The sequence below is a fragment of the Paenibacillus montaniterrae genome (assembly GCF_018403185.1).
GTDB lineage: Bacteria > Bacillota > Bacilli > Paenibacillales > Paenibacillaceae > Pristimantibacillus > Pristimantibacillus montaniterrae.
The window spans coordinates 51,581-69,640 of the sequence record NZ_BOSE01000011.1; the positions used below are offsets into that span (position 1 = coordinate 51,581).

General features: G+C 46.4%; 15 protein-coding genes. 5 read left to right on the forward strand and 10 right to left on the reverse strand.

Translation table 11 applies throughout. From position 1 onward, the window contains the following. Positions 1-175 precede the first annotated feature (175 nt). A complete protein-coding gene (locus KJS52_RS22525; protein ID WP_213519552.1) occupies positions 176-1,486 on the reverse strand; it encodes a glutamate-1-semialdehyde 2,1-aminomutase in 1,311 nt (436 codons plus the stop codon). Between the two features lie 135 nt (positions 1,487-1,621). Continuing rightward, positions 1,622-2,782: an LCP family protein gene (locus tag KJS52_RS22530; RefSeq protein ID WP_213519553.1), complete on the reverse strand. Its 1,161-nt coding sequence runs from the start codon at positions 2,780-2,782 to the stop codon at positions 1,622-1,624. A gap of 262 nt (positions 2,783-3,044) precedes the next feature. Between KJS52_RS22530 and KJS52_RS22535 the strand changes: the two genes are divergently transcribed. The 3 genes from KJS52_RS22535 to KJS52_RS22545 are packed head-to-tail and all read left to right on the forward strand — an operon-like array spanning position 3,045 to position 5,706. Continuing rightward, positions 3,045-4,118: an ABC transporter ATP-binding protein gene (locus KJS52_RS22535; protein WP_213519554.1), complete on the forward strand. Its 1,074-nt coding sequence runs from the start codon at positions 3,045-3,047 to the stop codon at positions 4,116-4,118. Beyond that, positions 4,115-4,909, forward strand: a complete 795-nt coding sequence (locus tag KJS52_RS22540; protein ID WP_213519555.1) for an ABC transporter permease — start codon at positions 4,115-4,117, stop codon at positions 4,907-4,909. The genes KJS52_RS22535 and KJS52_RS22540 overlap by 4 nt, the downstream gene beginning before the upstream one ends. 5 nt (positions 4,910-4,914) lie before the next feature. Then, positions 4,915-5,706 (forward strand): ABC transporter permease, encoded by a 792-nt coding sequence (locus KJS52_RS22545; protein ID WP_213519556.1) that lies wholly within the window; start codon positions 4,915-4,917, stop codon positions 5,704-5,706. 149 nt (positions 5,707-5,855) lie between these two features. Here the strand turns inward: KJS52_RS22545 and KJS52_RS22550 are convergent, their stop codons facing one another. Further along, a complete protein-coding gene (locus KJS52_RS22550; RefSeq protein ID WP_213519557.1) occupies positions 5,856-6,467 on the reverse strand; it encodes a TetR/AcrR family transcriptional regulator in 612 nt (203 codons plus the stop codon). 205 nt (positions 6,468-6,672) lie between these two features. Between KJS52_RS22550 and bcp the strand changes: the two genes are divergently transcribed. Together bcp and KJS52_RS22560 are read left to right on the forward strand one after the other, a co-directional pair. Continuing rightward, positions 6,673-7,143, forward strand: coding sequence for a thioredoxin-dependent thiol peroxidase (gene bcp / locus KJS52_RS22555; RefSeq protein WP_213519558.1), 471 nt, complete (start codon positions 6,673-6,675; stop codon positions 7,141-7,143). Positions 7,144-8,346: 1,203 nt separating this feature from the next. After that, a complete protein-coding gene (locus KJS52_RS22560) occupies positions 8,347-9,516 on the forward strand; it encodes a polysaccharide deacetylase family protein (RefSeq protein WP_213519559.1) in 1,170 nt (389 codons plus the stop codon). A 290-nt stretch (positions 9,517-9,806) separates the two neighbouring features. Here KJS52_RS22560 and KJS52_RS22565 read toward each other — a convergent pair whose 3' ends face one another. From KJS52_RS22565 to KJS52_RS22595, 7 genes are all read right to left on the reverse strand, one after another. Next, positions 9,807-10,832: an extracellular solute-binding protein gene (locus KJS52_RS22565; protein ID WP_213519560.1), complete on the reverse strand. Its 1,026-nt coding sequence runs from the start codon at positions 10,830-10,832 to the stop codon at positions 9,807-9,809. A gap of 128 nt (positions 10,833-10,960) precedes the next feature. Further along, positions 10,961-12,049 carry an ABC transporter ATP-binding protein gene (locus KJS52_RS22570; protein ID WP_213519561.1) on the reverse strand — a complete coding sequence of 363 codons (1,089 nt, stop codon included), beginning with the start codon at positions 12,047-12,049 and terminating at the stop codon, positions 10,961-10,963. Between the two features lie 48 nt (positions 12,050-12,097). Continuing rightward, positions 12,098-13,753: an ABC transporter permease gene (locus KJS52_RS22575; RefSeq protein ID WP_213519562.1), complete on the reverse strand. Its 1,656-nt coding sequence runs from the start codon at positions 13,751-13,753 to the stop codon at positions 12,098-12,100. Positions 13,754-13,787: 34 nt separating this feature from the next. Continuing rightward, positions 13,788-14,822 (reverse strand): ABC transporter substrate-binding protein, encoded by a 1,035-nt coding sequence (locus KJS52_RS22580; RefSeq protein ID WP_213519563.1) that lies wholly within the window; start codon positions 14,820-14,822, stop codon positions 13,788-13,790. A 203-nt stretch (positions 14,823-15,025) separates the two neighbouring features. Next, positions 15,026-15,829 (reverse strand): DUF3919 family protein, encoded by an 804-nt coding sequence (locus tag KJS52_RS22585; protein ID WP_213519564.1) that lies wholly within the window; start codon positions 15,827-15,829, stop codon positions 15,026-15,028. Between the two features lie 14 nt (positions 15,830-15,843). Next, positions 15,844-17,271 (reverse strand): sensor histidine kinase, encoded by a 1,428-nt coding sequence (locus KJS52_RS22590; protein WP_213519565.1) that lies wholly within the window; start codon positions 17,269-17,271, stop codon positions 15,844-15,846. Continuing rightward, the gene (locus tag KJS52_RS22595) at positions 17,255-17,938 is read right to left on the reverse strand and encodes a response regulator transcription factor (RefSeq protein ID WP_213519566.1); all 684 of its coding nucleotides are present in this window, start codon (positions 17,936-17,938) and stop codon (positions 17,255-17,257) included. The genes KJS52_RS22590 and KJS52_RS22595 overlap by 17 nt, the downstream gene beginning before the upstream one ends. Positions 17,939-18,060 lie beyond the last annotated feature (122 nt).

Genomic DNA, 18,060 nt, shown 5'->3' on the forward strand with positions numbered 1-18,060 from the left:
ATGAACTTGATTCCAGCATACCAGCTGAAGAGAAAGATTGCAGTTGCAATTGTCACAGTCTGCGTTGCGATAGCATGCCTGTTATCGTCACGATTTCTTCACAAGCACCGCAGCAATCGCTGCCATATCTTCACAGCACTACTGCAATCTCAGCAAGAAAGCACATCAGCAGCCGTTACAGTGACTTCATCACTTTGTGTGCTGCTTCTATTGTGCGGTCAATGTCCGCTTCTGTATGCGCGATCGTTAAAAACCATGCTTCGTATTTGGATGGTGCGAGGTTAATGCCTTCCGCGAGCATCCCTTTAAAGAAGCGGCCAAACAGTTCACCATCCGTATCCTGCGCTTGCTCGTAATTTGTAACCTCGTGGTCACAGAAATGAGTGGATAGCGAGCCGCGAATTTGGTTGATTGTTAATGCGATCCCATTTCGCTTGGCTGCTTCAAGCAAGCCATGCTTCAGCTTGCTGGCCAGCCGCTCCATTTCCTCGTAAATGCCCGGCGTCTGCAGCACCTCAAGGCAGGCGATGCCCGCAGAAATTGAAGCCGGATTGCCAGCCATCGTACCAGCCTGATAAGCAGGTCCAAGCGGAGCAACCTTCTCCATAATTTCCTTGCGGCCGCCATACGCGCCAATCGGCAAACCGCCGCCGATAATTTTGCCCAAAGCCGTCAAGTCAGGCTCAATCGCCGCATGATCGGGAAAGGCCGCATACGTTTGTGTAGAGCCGTAATGGAAGCGGAAGCCGCTAATGACCTCATCATAGATAACAAGCGCCCCAGCCTGGCGTGCAAGCTTGCATACAGCCTCCAAATAGCCCGGGTGCGGCATGACCATACCAAAGTTGCCGACAATCGGCTCAATCATTACTGCCGCTGTTTCGGCTCCCCATGCTTGCAGAGCCTCTTCCAAAGCTGGAACGTCATTGTACGGCACCGTAATGACTTCATGCGCAATGCTTGTTGGAATGCCGGCGCTGTCTGGAATCCCGAGCGTCGAAGGTCCAGAGCCAGCGGCAACGAGCACGAGATCAGAATGGCCGTGGTAGCAGCCTGCAAATTTAATAATTTTGTTGCGTCCTGTATAAGCGCGCGCAACGCGAATGGTCGTCATCACCGCTTCTGTGCCTGAATTGACAAAGCGAACCTTGTCCATTGAAGGAATGGCTTGCTTCAGCATTTTGGCGAGCTTGATTTCCAGCTCGGTCGGCGTGCCGAACAACGTCCCTTTGCTTGCTGCGGCGACAATTGCTTCCGTAATATGGGGATGCGCGTGTCCTGTTATAATTGGACCGTATGCCGCCAAATAATCAATGTATTGATTGCCGTCCACATCATAGAAATAAGCTCCTTCGGCGCGATCCATAAACACGGGTGCTCCGCCGCCAACCGCCTTGAATGAGCGGGAAGGGGAGTTTACACCGCCGACAATATGCTGCAGCGCCTCCTCATAAAGCTGGGCTGAACGTAATCTTTGTTCTGACATTGCGAATATCTCCTTTATGTAACAAATATGCATGCAAAAATAAAAGCAGGAGGCGATGGACGCCCCTGCTTTATCTCTTTTAGTTCGAGCATCTCTGCTCTTAGTGTAACATATTGCACGATTTTTTAGTGCATATCATTGTGCTGCTGCATGGCTCTCGGACAAATTCCCAGCCTTATTCGTATTGGCGGATGAATTCGTGCTTGCTTCCGTACCAGAGCCATTGCCAGTACCAGAGCCATTGCCAGTACCTGATCCATTACCAGTACCTGATCCGTTACCTGATCCGTTACCAGTACCGGAGTCAGTGCCAGGTGTTTCAGTTGACTCAGGTGTCGCCGTCAGCACCTCCTGCACGTAATTTTGCAAATCCTCCTCGTTGGTATAACTGATTACAGAGGCGCCGCCTACCGTTGTTTCACGCAATAGCTCGAATGGAGGGATTTGCGCGCTGTCGCCAATTTTCAATCCAAGTCCAAGCTGGCCCAGCTTCAGCATATCCGGTACGCTAATATTCGTATCGATGTAAGGCGATACTTTGCCTACGATTTCCTTCATCCGAATAATATTCCAGGTAGATTGCAGCTCCTTGGCTACCGTCATCAAGAAATTGCGTTGACGCTCTGTACGCGTATAGTCGCTCAGCTTATCATGGCGGAAACGGACATACTGCAATGCCTTATCGCCATCCAGCAATTGATAGCCTGCCTTCAAATCAATGTCGTAGCGATTTTTATCGGCGTTATCGGTATATTTCATATCTTTCTCGACTGTATAATAAACTCCGCCAATCGCATCGACGAGCGCTTTAAATCCTTCGAAATCTGTATATACATAATACTGAATTTCCAGGCCAAGCAGGTTGCCGATCGTCTGCATAGCTAGCGGTGCGCCGCCCAGCGTAATAGCAGTATTGATCCGTCCTTGTCCATAGCCTTCGATTTCTGTATAGGTGTCGCGCAGTATGCTGAACAAATGAGCCTGCTTAGTGACCGGATCAATGGAAGCAACAATCATCGAGTCTGAGCGTGCAAGCTCATTTTCCTCGGCTTCGCGAGCATCGCCGCCAAGCAGCAAGATGTTGACTCGTTCCTTGCCTTCCCATGTCGGAATTTCAACCTCAATTTCCGGCTCAACAGGATTGATTGGCGATTGTCCCTGCTCTTTCTCCAAACCATCCAGTTCTCCGATAACGCCAGCACCCCAATAAATAACTGCACCGACAATTAAAGCGACTACTACTATTATTGTTGTTACGATCCACTTTGTTTTACGTTTCTTTGACCCTGTACGCATTGCGTGTATGGTCCCCTTTCACATTGAAACTCTAAGTAGTGTTTATGCATCATAAACAACCTCATCGCATGCTTTTATGGTAAACTAATTCATGATAAAAATCCAAAATAAACATACATGATTTCATTTACGTACTGCTAGAAGTTTTGTATGATTACATATCATCAAATTATAAAGGCTACAGACAAGTTGTTGCAAGTTTTTCGTAAATCACAGTATATTTCCCAGGAAATGTCGACCAGAAAGGAGCTAACATTGTCATATGCTAGCGATAGATGTTAAAGATTTGAGAAAGCAATTCAAAGTACAAAAAAACCGTGCGGGCTTAGGCGGTGCGTTCAAGGATTTGTTCAAACGCGAATATACCGAGGTTACGGCGGTCAATGATATTACCTTCCAAATTCCGCAAGGTGAAATTTGCGGCTATATCGGTGAAAATGGTGCGGGAAAATCGACCACGATTAAAATGCTGACAGGCATTCTCGTGCCGACCTCTGGCGAGCTGAAGGTAAACGGCTATGTACCGCATCGCGATCGCGAAAAATTTGTGAAAGGGATTGGCGTCGTATTCGGCCAACGCTCTCAGTTATGGTGGGATATCGGGGTGATCGAGTCGTTTCATTTGCTGCGCAAGGTGTATAATGTTCCGCTAAACGATTTTAATAGAAGGCTGGATCAACTGGTTGAGCGTCTGCAGCTTGGCGAGCTGCTTAATCGCCCTGTACGCAAGCTTAGCCTGGGCCAGCGCATGCGCTGTGAGCTGGTCGCTTCCTTGCTGCACAACCCTGCGATTGTCTTTTTGGACGAGCCAACGATTGGCCTGGACATTGTAGTAAAAACCGAAATTCGCGACTTTTTGCTGGAAATGAATCGCCAGGAAGGCACAACGATATTGCTGACAACGCATGATTTGCAGGATATCGAAGCACTATGCTCACGCGTCATAATGCTCGATGACGGCTCGATCATTTATGATGGAGGGCTGGAGGAGCTGAAAACGACGTGGAGCAAGGGGAGGGAGATTCAGTTCCAATTTGGCGAGTCGATGTCGGTAAGCCGACTGGAGCAGCTTACGCATCGCTTAAATGTGTCATGGACGCGGGAGAACGAGTATACGGCCAAGCTGTTTGTGCCGCATGAGGTTAATTTCTCGGAGGCAATGGGTGTCGTCGTTGGCGGAGCGAATATCCGCGATATTAAAATTTTTGAGACGAACACAGATGATATTGTGCGCGGCATCTATCAGACAGGCTCTGCTGATGCTGGCGGCGGTCAGACTGAGCAGCCGCAGGCTGAAGCGCAGCAAGCGGGAGAAAAGGAGTCTGTACTATCATGATGTCTGCCTATATTGATTTTATACGCATGCGCTTCTTAATGATGCTGGCTTATCGCGTTAATTATTATTCGGGCATCATTATTTATGCAATTAATATTGGCGCCTACTACTTTTTGTGGAAAGCCATTTATGGCGCTCAGGATACACTAGCTGGCTTCTCGATTGATCAGATGACGACGTATTTGGCGATTTCCTGGATGGCGCGCGCCTTTTACTTTAACAATTTGGACCGGGACATCGCCAATGAAATTCGGGACGGCAGTGTGGCGATTCAAATGATCCGTCCGTACAACTATTTGGTCGTCAAGCTGATGCAGGGCTTTGGCGAGGGGCTGTTCCGCTTTCTTCTGTTTATGATACCAGGGCTGGCGATTGTCTGTTTAATTTTCCCGGTTGATTTGCCAACGGACCCGGTTGTGTGGCTGACCTATTTAGCCATGCTCGTATTCAGCTTTCTTATTAATTCGCAAATTAATATTATTACGGGCTTGTTTGCATTTTTTGTAGAAAATAACGAAGGGCTGATGCGGATGAAGCGCGTCATGGTCGATCTGTTTTCGGGTGTCATTATCCCGATTGCCTTCTTTCCGGGCTGGCTGTCCGCGATTATGAGCTGGCTGCCGTTTCAAGCCATTACGTATTTGCCAAGTGCCATTTTTACAGGCCGAACGCCGATGTCCGAGGCCGGAGAAGTGTTTTTAATCCAGCTGGCATGGCTGCTGGTGCTGCTGGTTCCAATTCTCATCATGTGGCGTGCGGCTAGACAGCGTCTGTTTGTGCAGGGAGGTTAAGCGACATGCGATACATGAATTTAATGCTGGAGTATTTGAAAAATTATGTGAAAAGCCGCATGACCTATCGCGCAGATTTCTGGATCGAAGTATTTTCTGACCTGCTGCAGCAGGGAATGAATTTGGTGTTTATTTTAATTGTGTTTCAGCATACTCCGCTTCTCGGCGGCTGGTCGCAATCTGAAGTTATTTTTGTTTATGGCTTTTTTATGGTGCCGTACGGTGTATTCAGCACATTTTTCAACATCTGGAATTTCGGCGAGCGCTACATCGTCAAGGGCGAGATGGATCGCGTGCTGACGCGTCCGGCGCATAGCTTGTATCAGGTGCTGCTGGAAAATATTGATCCACCGTCGCTGTTCGGCTCATTTGTCGGTATGATTGTGATGGCGGTTTGCTGGATGGATATGGGGCTAGCGCTTCATGCTGTCGATGTACTCGTCTTTGTTGTATTGGTCATCGGCGCCGTGTTTATATATGGCGGCATTTATACGGCGCTCAGCGCTTTGTCGTTTTACTCGGATTCACCGACGGGGATCGTGCCGCTTATGTACAACATTCAAAACTACGGACGTTATCCCGTCAACATTTACAATAAGCTGATTCGCTTTGTGTTAACCTGGCTGCTGCCATTTGCTTTCGTTGGCATTATTCCAGCCTCTTATTTTCTGGAGCCGAAGGAAGATGATATTTCAAGGCTGGCGCTGCTTACGCCTGTAATGGGCTTGATCGTGTTCAGCATTGGCTTGACGATCTGGAATCGCGGCGTCAAGCGTTATCGCGGCGCAGGCTCGTAAGTTAAGCTTCCAGCTGTCATGTCAGCGAGCAACTAGCTTTTAAATTCGCGAGCAATTAGCTCCACGTAAAAAATCCTCCAGGCCCTTGCTGCTCCAATGGCTGTCTGTCATTAGAGTCCCAGCAATAATGCGTTCTGGAGGATTTTTGCTTATTCATCCTTGTAAAAGCTTCGTTTAAGCAGCTGCAGACACTGTAAAAATTCGCGATTCATTTCTTCCACATCAAAGTGCTCTTGATGCAGCTTAGTCCTCATAAACCCTTCAGCGCACCAAACGACGAGCTTAAGAGCTTGCTCTAATGTTACGTCATCTCTGAATTTGGAGCGATCAGCTTTTTGCAAAATTAGCGCGGTGTTATCGTCCAGCGTCTGCACATTATAAGAAGCGATGTCATCGACAACGGCAGCATCCTGTTCATAATAAGCTTTAAGCAAGAAAGAAAAGATGTAAGGGTAGCTGTTCATAATGTTCGTTTTAATTTGCTGGGCGTTCATCATCAGGAGGAAAAAATCTGTTTCGCTCAGGTCCATTTGGGCGCGCATTTGCTCCTTAACGAAGGCTACACTATGGCGATAGAGGTAGAGATATAATTTCTTCTTATTGCCGAAATAATGAAACAACAGTCCTTTGGAAATAGACGCTGCCGCCGAAATATCATTTGTATTTGCCAGCTTGTAGCCGCGCAGTGCAAATATTTTTAAGGCAGCATTGATCATACGATCCTGCTTTTGCTTGTCGAGCGTAAAAAATTTGTCATTCATTCGTCTCGCCTCAATTCGCTTTAATTACAGTTTATTTTGCTGGATTGACCCAGAAAGTCAACACCATTTGTTCAGTTTTTTGTAACGGATTGCAATGCGTTAGCACCTCTCAGGTCTGTTCGTATTCTGCTATGATAAAAGGAGTTGCTTTAAGAGGATGTTGTTAGTAAGTAGTTTAAGATGGAGATCGCAAGGAGGAATTTAAATGAGCCTGGAAATAGGCCAAAAGGTGCCGATGTTTACCTTGCCTGCCTCAGACGGCACAAAATGGTCGCTAAAGGAGCAGTTGGGCAAAAAGATCGTGCTGTTTTTTTATCCGAAGGATATGACGCCTGCATGTACGCAGGAGGCGTGCGACTTGCGTGATATTTATAGCGAGCTGCAGCAGCTCGGCGTTGAAGTTGTCGGGATTAGCATGGACAGCGAAAAATCGCATCGCAATTTTATTGCCAAGCAAAATCTGCCCTATGTACTGCTGACGGACGAGCATCATAAGGTGTGCGAGAAATACGGCGTATGGCAGCTGAAGAAGCTGTACGGCCGCGAATATATGGGAATTGTGCGCTCGACCTTCCTGATTGATGAAAAAGGGAAGCTGCTGGAGCGGTGGGATAGGGTAAAAGTAAAAGGACACGCTCAAGCCGTTTTAGAGGTAGTTCAAAATGTCCGGCTTTGATGACGCGGTTTTGCGTTGTAGCGTATTCGGCGTCGAATATGTCACGCTACCGAAAGCTGCGGTGCTCACGTAGCTTTTGCCTACGCTGCGCTCCTCGCTTTCTAGTATCGTGCCATCTTCTTGGTCCTGAAAGCCGAACATTTTGAACTTTCATTGGAAGAGGTGGTTCAAAAAGCTCGACTTTGATGACGCGGTTTTGCGTTGTAGCTTAGTCGGCGGCGAATCTTGAACGCTAGCGAAAATTCCGGTGCTCACGTAGCTTATTGCCTACGCTGCGCTCCTCATTTTCTACTAGCGTCCAAGCTTCTTGGTCCTGAAAGCCGAACATTTTGAACTTTCATTGGAAGAGGTTGTTCAAAAAGCTCGACTTTGATGACGCGGTTTTGCGTTGTAGCGTATTCGGCGGCGAATATAGCATTCATCGGGAGCCTGCGGTGCTCACGTACCAAAAACCGTACGCTGCGCTCCTCATTCCCTAGCTTCATGCCATCTTCTTGGTCCTGAAAGCCGAACATTTTGAACTTTCATTGGAAGGGTAGTTCAAAATGTCCGACTTTGATGACGCGGTTTTGCGTTGTAGCGTATTCGGCGTCGAATATGTCACGCTACCGAAAGCTGCGGTGCTCACGTAGCTTATTGCCTACGCTGCGCTCCTCGCTTTCTAGTATCGTGCCATCTTCTTGGTCCTGAAAGCCGAACATTTTGAACTTTCATTGGAAGAGGCGGTTCAAAAAGCTCGACTTTGATGACGATGTGGTTGCGTTGTAGCTTGTCGGTGGCGAATATAGCATTAATCGGGAGCCTGCGGTAGCTTTTGCTACGCTGCGCTCCTTGCTTCTGTTTCATCCAAGCTTCTTGGTCCTGCCCTCAAAAAAGCACCAGCGGAGGAGCAATGCATCCGAAAAACGAAAGTGTGTCGCCTTTAACATCGTAATGCGACCTTAAAAATTCAAATAAGAGCATTGCGATTTAAAAAGCGACTGTAGGATGCATTGCTCCGGAGCGCTGAAAAACGAAGTGCGTCGCCTTTAACATCGTAATGCGACCTTAAAAATTCAAATAAGAGCATTGCGATTTAAAAAGCGACTGGAGGATGCATTGCTCCGGAGCGCTGTAAAAACTTTTTCTCAATAATTGAAACATACATGTGTCCTTCACACGTCTCATATATTGAATGGAATGAACGAGACGGGAGGAGAGGCAGTGAGACGGAAGGTTAGTGGCGGTCGGCTAGCGCTGTTGTTCATCTTCATTGCAGGCGTTGTTATGGCATTTCTATGGGCGATTCAGTCGGTATATGAAATTATGCCTGCGGGTCAAACGGTTTTGGCAATTGAAGGTGGGCAGGTAAATGATTATCCGCTTCAGCTTGCGGCAATATGGCAGGGGAGCAAGGGCAAACCGTTCATGTTGGCAAAGCAAGCGGCTAATTTGTCCAAACAGCAAACAGAAAAATCAAAAAGCTATATCGGAATTGGACATATGATGTACTGCATTCAGCAGTCGCAGCAAGCCGAGCCAGGCGCCTCTACCGAAAAGATTTTGGAGCAATGCGAGCAGTTGAGGAAGCAGCTTGCCGCGCAGCCGGACGGAGGCCAGCCTTCCACGGAGCCAAGTGAAAACGAGGGCGAGCTGGATCATCATTATGCAGGTAAGGTTTATTTAACGTTTGACGATGGTCCAAGTCAGCTAACCGCAACGATATTGGATATGTTAGCTGAAGCAGACATAAAGGCTACCTTTTTCGTGCTGGGAGAAAAGGTCGAGAAGCTTCCAAAGCTGGCGGAGCGCGTTGTAGAGGAAGGGCACAGCATTGGCAATCATACTTACAATCATCGTTATGACGAGTTGTATCGTTCTCCGCAAAACTTTGTCGACCAGGTGCTGAACGCGAATAAAGCGATCTACGACGCAACAGGAGTAGTCACGCCGCTGTTTCGTGCGCCCGGTGGAAGCTACGGCAATTTAGATGCCAGCTATATGAAGGCTTTGACGGATGCGGGCTATCTCGTATTTGACTGGAATGTGGACAGCGGCGACTCCAGATCGAGCAAGGTAACATCGGAGGAGATTATCGCTAATGTGAAGGAAGCGAAGCTGAGAGAGCGGATGATCGTGCTAATGCATGACAGCGCGACGCATCAAGCGACTGTTGACGCATTGCCGCAAATCATTGCTTATTTTCAATCACTAAACTACCAATTTGTGCTGATTACGAGCGAGACAGAGCCGCTAACCTCTCCCGTTGCAGACAGCATCAAATGGCAGCGAACGGCAATGAGCGATCAGCAGGCGCAAATGCTTAAAGTGCGAACTGAGCAGCTCCGCGTACAGGCGCGGCAGGTTGAGCTGGCCGAGCTGAAGGTACAATAAAGCATGCCGAAATGAAAAGCAAGTAAAGGAACTGGTTAAAAGAAAAGGAAAACAGCGAGACTGCTCGACGCTCAGCTCGCAATGTTTTCCTTTTTATGTTTTTCTGGTCGCTTGGAGTATCATTTTCTTAGGGCGTGTCTGAGAACTCCGAGGCCAGCCCATTTTGCCGAATTTTCGTTCCATGCAAGGCGCGTTTGGGAAGGCGTACCGGGCGTACGTCAAGCAAATGGAACGAAGCAGGGGGCGAAAAGGCGGTGAAAGGGGCCGCTGAGCGGGTTTTCAGACGCGCCCTAGGGCTTGTTTTTTTCTTTCCAGCTTGTCAGCAGCTCGCTGCGTCGTGCTGCGGCCAGATCAAAACGATAGCTCTCCAATAATTGCCCCATATCTACACTTCTCAACGTATCGTTAAGCTCAATATTCGACTGCGCTGGAATCGAAAATGCGGTATTCATATAGTAAATTTGCGCATCGTTAGACAGCATGAAATCAACGAGCTTCTTTGCAGCACTACGGTTATTACTTGTTTTTAGTATCGACACTGCACCGATTTCCCAGCCTGCATGAGATGGGACGATCGAATGGATGCTGTAGCCTGAATTTGCGAAGCGCAGCTGATCTCCAAGGAAGGAGATCGCAACCGTTGCTTCGCCCATTGCAAGCCGTTGAGCGGCAGTAATGCCAGAGAAATGAACAGCCGAGCTATGCTGCTTTAGCTGGTGCATAAGGGAAAGGGCAGCTTCTGTTCCACGCTCCTGCTCAAGCGATGCCAACAGCGTATAGCCTGTCCCCGAGGTTTCAGGATTGGGAATGTCCAGCTTCCCTTGCAATTGCGGTTTAAGCAAATCTTCATACGTTTGCGGATACGAAAGCGAGACAAGCTCAGGATCTTGCTGCCAGGCTTCTTTATTGACGCCAATCGCCAGAGGTCCAGTATACATTCCCGTCCAATATTTATCCGGGTCCTTATATGCGTCAGGAATTAGCTCGCTATTTTTCGGAGCATATTTTAGCAGTTTATTATTCAGCTTAAGCTGCTCATGAAGATCGGCAGGGCCCCCCAGCACAACATCAATTCCGGTCTGGTTCATGGTAAGCAGTTGATAGCTGGCTTCGCCACTAGCCATGCGCATAATCTCATATGGCTGGTTTTGTTGCTGCTTAAACTTTTCCAGCAATATGCGCGCTTCATCCTCTTGAAAAACAACAAGCACTTTAAGCGGCTGCGTCTGATTGGGGCGATCATGTAAAAACAACCAGCCGAACACGCCTGCAATAATAAAGATAAAAAGCCCGAGCCATCGTTTGAGATTACGCATCTTCTCACCTCTTTGAGCTGTTGTTAAGCCGATTTCGTATTGAACAATAGCATAACAGAAAGCAACTGTCCAGAAAGCGGCTTACAGAGCCAATGAAGAGTTGTAACAATCTGGATAACGTTAAGCGATCATTTGTTAATCAGATGCAGTTTATCAGGCGCGGCACTAATTTGAATGCTGCCTCTATAGCGAGTCGCTCCAATATCGTAAGCATCAATAATCCATTGCGGAACCCAGTCGGCAGTATCCTTATCTACTGCAAAATAGCGTTCCTTCTCCCCTAAAAAGGTAGAGTGGGAAACATAAGCTTGGATGACAAAATCGTGCTCATTAGCCTGCTCGTTGATGCGCAACGACTCTGGTCGAACGCTAAGCATGATCTGTTCACCAATCTTAAGTGACAAGTCGCTTTCAACGGTAACCGTACGTCCGGCTTTGCCATATTTGACGGTAATGCGGCTGCCTTCGATACGGACAACTTCAACAGGGATAAAGTTAGTTGTCCCGATGAAATCAGCGACATACTGGGTACGCGGCTTGTAGTATATCTCATGCGGCGTGCCATGCTGATCAATGACTCCTTTGTTGAACACAACAATTTCATCGGACATCGATAGTGCCTCCAGCTGATCGTGAGTAACATAGATTACTGTTAATCCTAGCTCTTGTTGAATGGTTCGCAGCTCAACTCGAACTTCCTCGCGCAGCTTTGCATCCAGGTTGCTCAGCGGCTCATCCAGCAAAATTATTGGTGAATTCATTACTAGTGCGCGAGCCATTGCGACACGCTGCTGCTGTCCGCCTGACATTTCATGCGGGTAACGTTCCTCCAGTCCTGTCAGCTTCACTTTAGCTAGAGCTGCGGATACTCGCTCCTGAATTTCGTCCTCAGGACGTTTTTGAATGTCGAGGCCGTAGGCGACGTTGTTAAAGACGGTCATATGCGGAAACAGCGCGTACTCTTGAAATACCATTGGCGTTCCGCGCTTATACGGCGGCAGCTCGTTGACGCGATTGCCTGCGATAAAAATATCGCCGCTGTCAATTGTGTAAAATCCGGCAATTGAGCGCAGCAGGGTCGTTTTGCCGCAACCGCTCGGCCCGAGAAAGGTAATGAACTTTCCTTTTTCAATTTGCAAATTAATATCTTTTAGAACATGATTTTGACCAAATATTTTATTGACATTTTTTAAGTCTAGCAATAGTGGCGATGCCATCGTCTTCACTCCCTAGAGTCGTCATATTTAACATGCTGAGCAGCAGAATTAGAAATCGAAAATTTTCACTTTATCGCGGAAAATCAGCTTTATAATCCCCAGCGTTCCCAGCGTTGCTCCCATAAGTCCGACTGCTACAGCAGCAGCCCAATAGTACGTTCCGGTTTCCGCATAATTAAAGATCGAAACCGCGGCAACGACCCATTTAGGAGTTATCAGAAAAATAATCGTACTCAGTGTGTTCATATTTTTCATGAAGGCATATACAAAGTTTGCGACAATCGTTTTTTGCAGCATCGGGAACACAATCGTACCCAATGTTTTGTTGCTGTTCGCACCAAGATTCGTTGAGGCTTCCTCAATGGATTTATCCACTTGTTTAAATGCTGCCGTCAACCCGCGATAGCTGACGGGCATTTGCTTGAGCAGCATCGCTATAACGATGAGAATAGCCGAGCCCTGCAAAATAATAGGACCTTTACTGAAAGCAACAATTAAGGCAAGACCAACAAACGTGCCAGGCAGGGCAATTGGCAACACAGCTGAAAAGTCGAGAGCTTTTTTGCCCGGGAATGGCTTGCGTGTAATAATATAAGACAGGACAAGTCCAAGGCCAACCGCCAACAAGGCGCTAATCAGCGAGAGTACTAATGAATTCATCACCGCAGGGCTGGAGGAACTAAATACGACCTTTTGCAAATGATCCAATGTAAACGTATTGTCGCGTCCAAAATTGCGCGTAAACGCATAAAGAATGGTGATCAGGAACATCGCGATAATCATAAGCGAGATCAAGCTGTTGAACAGAAATAACAGCCAATCTGTACGTTTTGAAGTTGTAACGCGGTTCAAGCCTGCTACCGGCTTGCCTGTTACGGTTGAATATGAGCCTTTCGCCAACACTTTATTTTGCAGCCAAAAGACGAGCAGGGCAGGAATTACGAGAATAATTCCCATTACGGAAGCTAATCCAGGCTCATTGTTAATGATCTCTCCGTAGATTTCTACTGCCAGCAAAGAATAGTTTCCGCCAATTAGCTTAGGATTGCCAAAGTCGGCAAAGCAATTGATTGCCACCAGCAGGAAGGCGTTGACGACTCCTGGCAACGCAAGCTTTAGCGTAATGGTTCTGAACAATTTGAAGCCGCGCGCTCCCAAGTTTTGAGCTGCTACTTCAAGATTGGGAGAAATGGAGCGCAGCACACTTGTAATTGTCATATAGGCGAGCGGAAAATAGGAGATCGTTTGTACGATCCACAATCCCGGCAAGCCATACAGATCAAGCTCAACTCCGAAATTTGAACGGAGCCACTGCGAGATAAAGCCGCCTCGGCCAAAAAGCAGCAGAAATGCTAAACCGCTCATGACAGATGGAGCAAGCAGCGGCAAAAAGGCGATAAATCTAAAAAACTTTTTCCCTTTAATGTTGCTGTAGTGAATAGAGTATGCATAAATAAAGCCAAACACAGTTGCCGTTAAAGCAGATAGCGTGGAACTGACGATCGTATTCAGCAAAGCCGTTCCATAGCGCGGCTTGGTGAAGAAGGTTGACCAGTCACTGCCATCTGTAGTAAAAACAATAACGATTAAAGGATAAATAACAAACAGAATAAGGAAGATGAAGCTTGTCAGTACTAGAACTAATGAAGATGGATCTTTCAATAAGCGTTTAAACGACTCGCCTGCACCTTTTTTCTCTTTCATCATAGTGGGCTCTAACCACCTTTCGCGTTTAAGCTTATTTCAAATCTTTCAAGGCATCCTGCAGCTCTTTACGATCTGCTGCGGCTTGCCATAAGTCGTAGTTGGCGTTGTAATTCGTTTCCTTAATATCAATGCCGCCATCAGGAATAGGCACACTCGCCTTAACTGATACGGAATAAGCTGATGAAGTATAGATAATGCCTGGTTGATCAGTAAGCATGAAATCCATCAATTTTTTTGCAGCTTCAGTATTTGGACCATTTTTAACAATGGAAAGACCTCCAACCTCATAGCCAGCGTTCTCAGGAACGATACTTACAATTGGATTGCCTTTTGCTTTAATCTTCAGCTGATCTCCAAGGAACGTAATGCCAATTGTATATTCACCATTTGCCGCTTTTTGAATTGGCTCAATACCAGACTTTGGTCGTTCCTTCAAGTTAGGCAGCAATTGATCAATATACTCCAGCATTTTATCCTTGCCCCATACTTGTGCCAGCGAAGCTACAGCTGTATAAGCCGTGCCAGATGTTGCAGGATCGGACATGCCGATTTCTCCTTCGAATTTCGCGTCCAGCAATTCTTCAAATGTTTGCGGATATGGATCGTCGCCGTATAGCGTTTTCCAACGTTCTTCATTTATGCCGATTGCAATTGGATTGAGATAAAAGCCAGTCCAATAGCCTTCCGGGTCCTTGTGGTTGGCGGCAACATCAGCGGCATTTTGCGAAATATAAGCCTCCAGCACGCCAGCCTGCTTTAATACTTCATGGGAATCAGCAGGGCCGCCCATTAAAAAGTCTGCTTGCGGATTGCCTGCTTCATTTTGCACGCGAGCTACAGCCTCGCCGCTTGGCAGTCGCAAAATATCATAGTCAATTCCGGTTTCAGCTTTGAATTGATCCAATATTTTTCGTGCATCTTCTTCCTGGAAAATAGAGTAGACCGTAATTTTTTTGTTTTCCTTGCTGCCAAGCACGCCGCTTTTGTATAGAAAGAAGCCAGCGATTAATACTACAGCAATGACAGCGATTGCAACGATTGACGAATTATTTTTTCTTCTTGCCATCGTAAATTCCCACCTTTTGAATAGTTGTTTAGAGAAAAGAACATCGCCTCATGAAAGCCCTTTCTTTTGCTCATGTCTCAACTGTAACGATTTATTATCTTAAAAAGATTGAATAAATGTATCAGTTTTGTAACAGCGCTTTCATTTTTGCAAAAAAAGAGCATCAATGTCGCAGTAAATCGGACATTGATGCTCTTTATGCGTTAAAGCTGCGTTTCACTTTGTGAAAGCGTCTCGAGTTTAAAATAGGCGTGATGATTCGTTTCATCCAGCAAATCGTATACGACGAAGTAGCCGCTGTCGTATGCATCGATGTGCAGCCAGTGCTTGTTTACGTCACTGGAGTCATTTAATTGCAGGACATAGTGGGCAACAGGCTGATGATCAAGCTGAGTAATCGGACTAAAGTCGATTACGCGTCCAGCCATACTGATGTCGTTCATTAAACGTACCCGTTCAGACTGGCCTAATGGCGTCAGCTTGCCGTCAACAAGAGAAGCGACTGAATTTGTCGGCTCATTTAAAGCGGCGACGATCATGTCTTCCGTTAACAATTTGTCGATAAACTGGCTCTGCAGCTGGCGAATTTGCGCACTAATATTTAAGGAGCTAACGTATTCATCATTGAAGCTAAAGCTTTTGGCATCGATGATAAAATAACTTGGATCCTGATCAAGATAATGCATGACGCCGCTAATGGCAAACTTGGAACGCTTGGTTACAGGCTCTTTTGATCCGGCCGCGAACAGCTCTTGAAAGATCGTTTTAAGCTGAAGCAGCTCTTTGGGATCTTCTATCGAGACACTGCCCAGACCAGGATAGCTCACTTCTACTTTCATAGGCATGCCGGACATCGCGTCTAGTGCAAGCTGGTCGCTGGAAACAATGCTGACCTGCTCTACAGGGATGCGAAAGGTATACGCACAAAAGGTAATAAGCAAGCTGCCTATTAAAAGCTGCATCATGATGAGCCAATGCCAAGGCAATGAATGACGATTGCGCAGCAACAATATCTCTCCCTTCAAACTTGATATGATGATGCCTTCTTCTCATATTTATCAAACAACAGCGTAACTTGCGTGCCATGACCAGGCTTGCTGGAGATGTTTATTGATCCGCCTTGCAATTCCATAAGCTCTTTAACGAGCGGCATGCCCAACCCATATGAATTGGAGGATAGGGTGCGGCTGCTTTTCTGGTTAAGCTTAAATAACGAAGCAAGCTGCTCTGCATCCATTCCCTTGCCGTTGTCGGTAATGATGATTATGCCGTACAAGGCATCTTCACGCAGCTCGACTTGCAGCTTGCTGCAGGCACTATGCTTCAGCACATTGTCAATTACATTAAAGATTACTTGCTGAGTGCGCAAAGGATCAATGTACACGATTGCAGATTGCTTGCTTACGGTCAGCTTTATCGAAGATTTCGCTATTGTTGGTTGAAGAATTTGCAAGCATTCTTCAGCTACCTCGGCAAGATTGACGTATTTGCATTGAATATTCCAGCCGTCCTGCTTTGTAAGGGAAATGTGCAATAATTGCTCGACCATATGAAGCAAGCGAGTGCTTTCTTTACGAATGTAGCTGTTGCTTTCACGAACATCATCGTTTGGCTGCAGCTTGTCGATCAAATTGGAGAAGCCGATAATTGAGGTCAATGGTGTTTTAAGCTCATGCGTCATGTTATCGTAAAATTTTTTCTGTTTATTTTGTTCATATTCCAGCAGCGCAATATGATGCAGCAGCGCGTCCGACATATGGTTGAAATCTTGGCTAAGCTCCCCAATTTCGTCCTTGCTGCTTTGTTTAATTTTTATGTTGAAGTTTCCTTTAGCAACATGCTTGAGCGCACGCTGCAAATCATGCAGAGGCTTAAGCAGGGCAGAAGAAAGGGAGAAGCCCGCAAGCAATGAAATAAGGAGGCAGGCAAGTGCAACGCCTATAAACCATAATCTCGTTTCACGAAGCGCGGCATCATGCTGTCCAAGATCAACCAGATAGCGAATGCCTCCTACAATTTCTCCCTGGTAAGTAAACGGGGCAGCGTAGATAAAGTAGCGAGTACCATTTTCTTGAGCAATGATTGTTGCAGTTTGTCCTTTTAACGCAGAAGTGATGTCGCTGCGCTTCAACAACAGACTTTTATCGCTGCTGCCCACGATTGTTTCATCCTTCGTAAACAGCTGAACCTGAAAATTGCTGTTCGCGGAAAGATGCGAGGCGATAAATGGGGCATAATTGCCCGTAAACAATTGATCGACACTAATTTTCTGATCACTAATCAGTTTCATCGTTTCGATTCGATGCAGCGTATAGTATTGATTGAGCGTGCCTGTTTCCTTTTCGAGCATTCCTTTGCTTAAAGAATATTGCACGACAACGTACATGACGATAAGCAGCATAATAATCGTTAGCGAATGCTGAATGAACATTTTATTTCGCAGCTTCATTTGCAGCCTCCAGCTTGTACCCTTTGCCGTGCACCGTAGCGACGATAGCATCATGCGGCTTTAATTTTTCACGCAGGCGATTGACCATCATGTCTACTGAACGAGTCGGACCATAGTAGTCATATCCCCATACAGCATCCAGCAGCTGCTCGCGTGTAAATACCTTTTTGGGATTGTTGCACAGCAGCCACATGAAATCAAATTCCTTCGACGTTGTTTTAATGAGCTTGCCATCAATTTTTAAGGTGCGCTCATCGTAATCAATTTCAATATTCCCAATGACAATCGCTTTATTAGGAGCGGGTGCTTTCATTCTTCTTATAACCGCCTTTATCCGTTCAACAAGCTCCCTTGTCTCAAATGGCTTAGTCATATAATCGTCAGCACCTAACTGGAACCCGAGAATTTTATCATTCATCGCATTTTTGGCGGTTAGTACAATAACGGGAATATGCTGATACTGTTTTTGAAGCGTTTGCAAAAATTGAAAGCCTGATTGATCGGGCAGCATAAGGTCTAGCAAAATAAGAGCAAACGATTTTTCTTGAAGCAGCTCCATGCCTTCGCGTACCGTACCTGCAACGGTCGCTTCATAGCCTTCTACCTGTAAACTGAGCTTCAGCAGCATTTGAATGCTCGGATCATCCTCGACAATTAGTATGTTCATATCATTTCACCTTATTTTCCTCTTTCAATAAACAGCGAGGGATTTGTTTTGCTCTATATTATTGGTCAACACTTGAACTTTGTAAAGGGTATATTATGTGCAAACCGGAAGAAACTGGCGGT

Bases quoted from the DNA above. Each gene is read 5' to 3' on its own strand.
- KJS52_RS22540 (WP_213519555.1), top strand. From the start codon at position 4,115: ATGATGTCTGCCTATATTGATTTTATACGCATGCGCTTCTTAATGATG.
- KJS52_RS22595 (WP_213519566.1), bottom strand. From the start codon at position 17,938: ATGAACATACTAATTGTCGAGGATGATCCGAGCATTCAAATGCTGCTG.
- KJS52_RS22530 (WP_213519553.1), bottom strand. From the start codon at position 2,782: ATGCGTACAGGGTCAAAGAAACGTAAAACAAAGTGGATCGTAACAACA.
- KJS52_RS22575 (WP_213519562.1), bottom strand. From the start codon at position 13,753: ATGAAAGAGAAAAAAGGTGCAGGCGAGTCGTTTAAACGCTTATTGAAA.
- KJS52_RS22535 (WP_213519554.1), top strand. From the start codon at position 3,045: ATGCTAGCGATAGATGTTAAAGATTTGAGAAAGCAATTCAAAGTACAA.
- KJS52_RS22570 (WP_213519561.1), bottom strand. From the start codon at position 12,049: ATGGCATCGCCACTATTGCTAGACTTAAAAAATGTCAATAAAATATTT.
- bcp (WP_213519558.1), top strand. From the start codon at position 6,673: ATGAGCCTGGAAATAGGCCAAAAGGTGCCGATGTTTACCTTGCCTGCC.
- KJS52_RS22525 (WP_213519552.1), bottom strand. From the start codon at position 1,486: ATGTCAGAACAAAGATTACGTTCAGCCCAGCTTTATGAGGAGGCGCTG.
- KJS52_RS22590 (WP_213519565.1), bottom strand. From the start codon at position 17,271: ATGAAGCTGCGAAATAAAATGTTCATTCAGCATTCGCTAACGATTATT.
- KJS52_RS22565 (WP_213519560.1), bottom strand. From the start codon at position 10,832: ATGCGTAATCTCAAACGATGGCTCGGGCTTTTTATCTTTATTATTGCA.
- KJS52_RS22580 (WP_213519563.1), bottom strand. From the start codon at position 14,822: ATGGCAAGAAGAAAAAATAATTCGTCAATCGTTGCAATCGCTGTCATT.
- KJS52_RS22550 (WP_213519557.1), bottom strand. From the start codon at position 6,467: ATGAATGACAAATTTTTTACGCTCGACAAGCAAAAGCAGGATCGTATG.
- KJS52_RS22545 (WP_213519556.1), top strand. From the start codon at position 4,915: ATGCGATACATGAATTTAATGCTGGAGTATTTGAAAAATTATGTGAAA.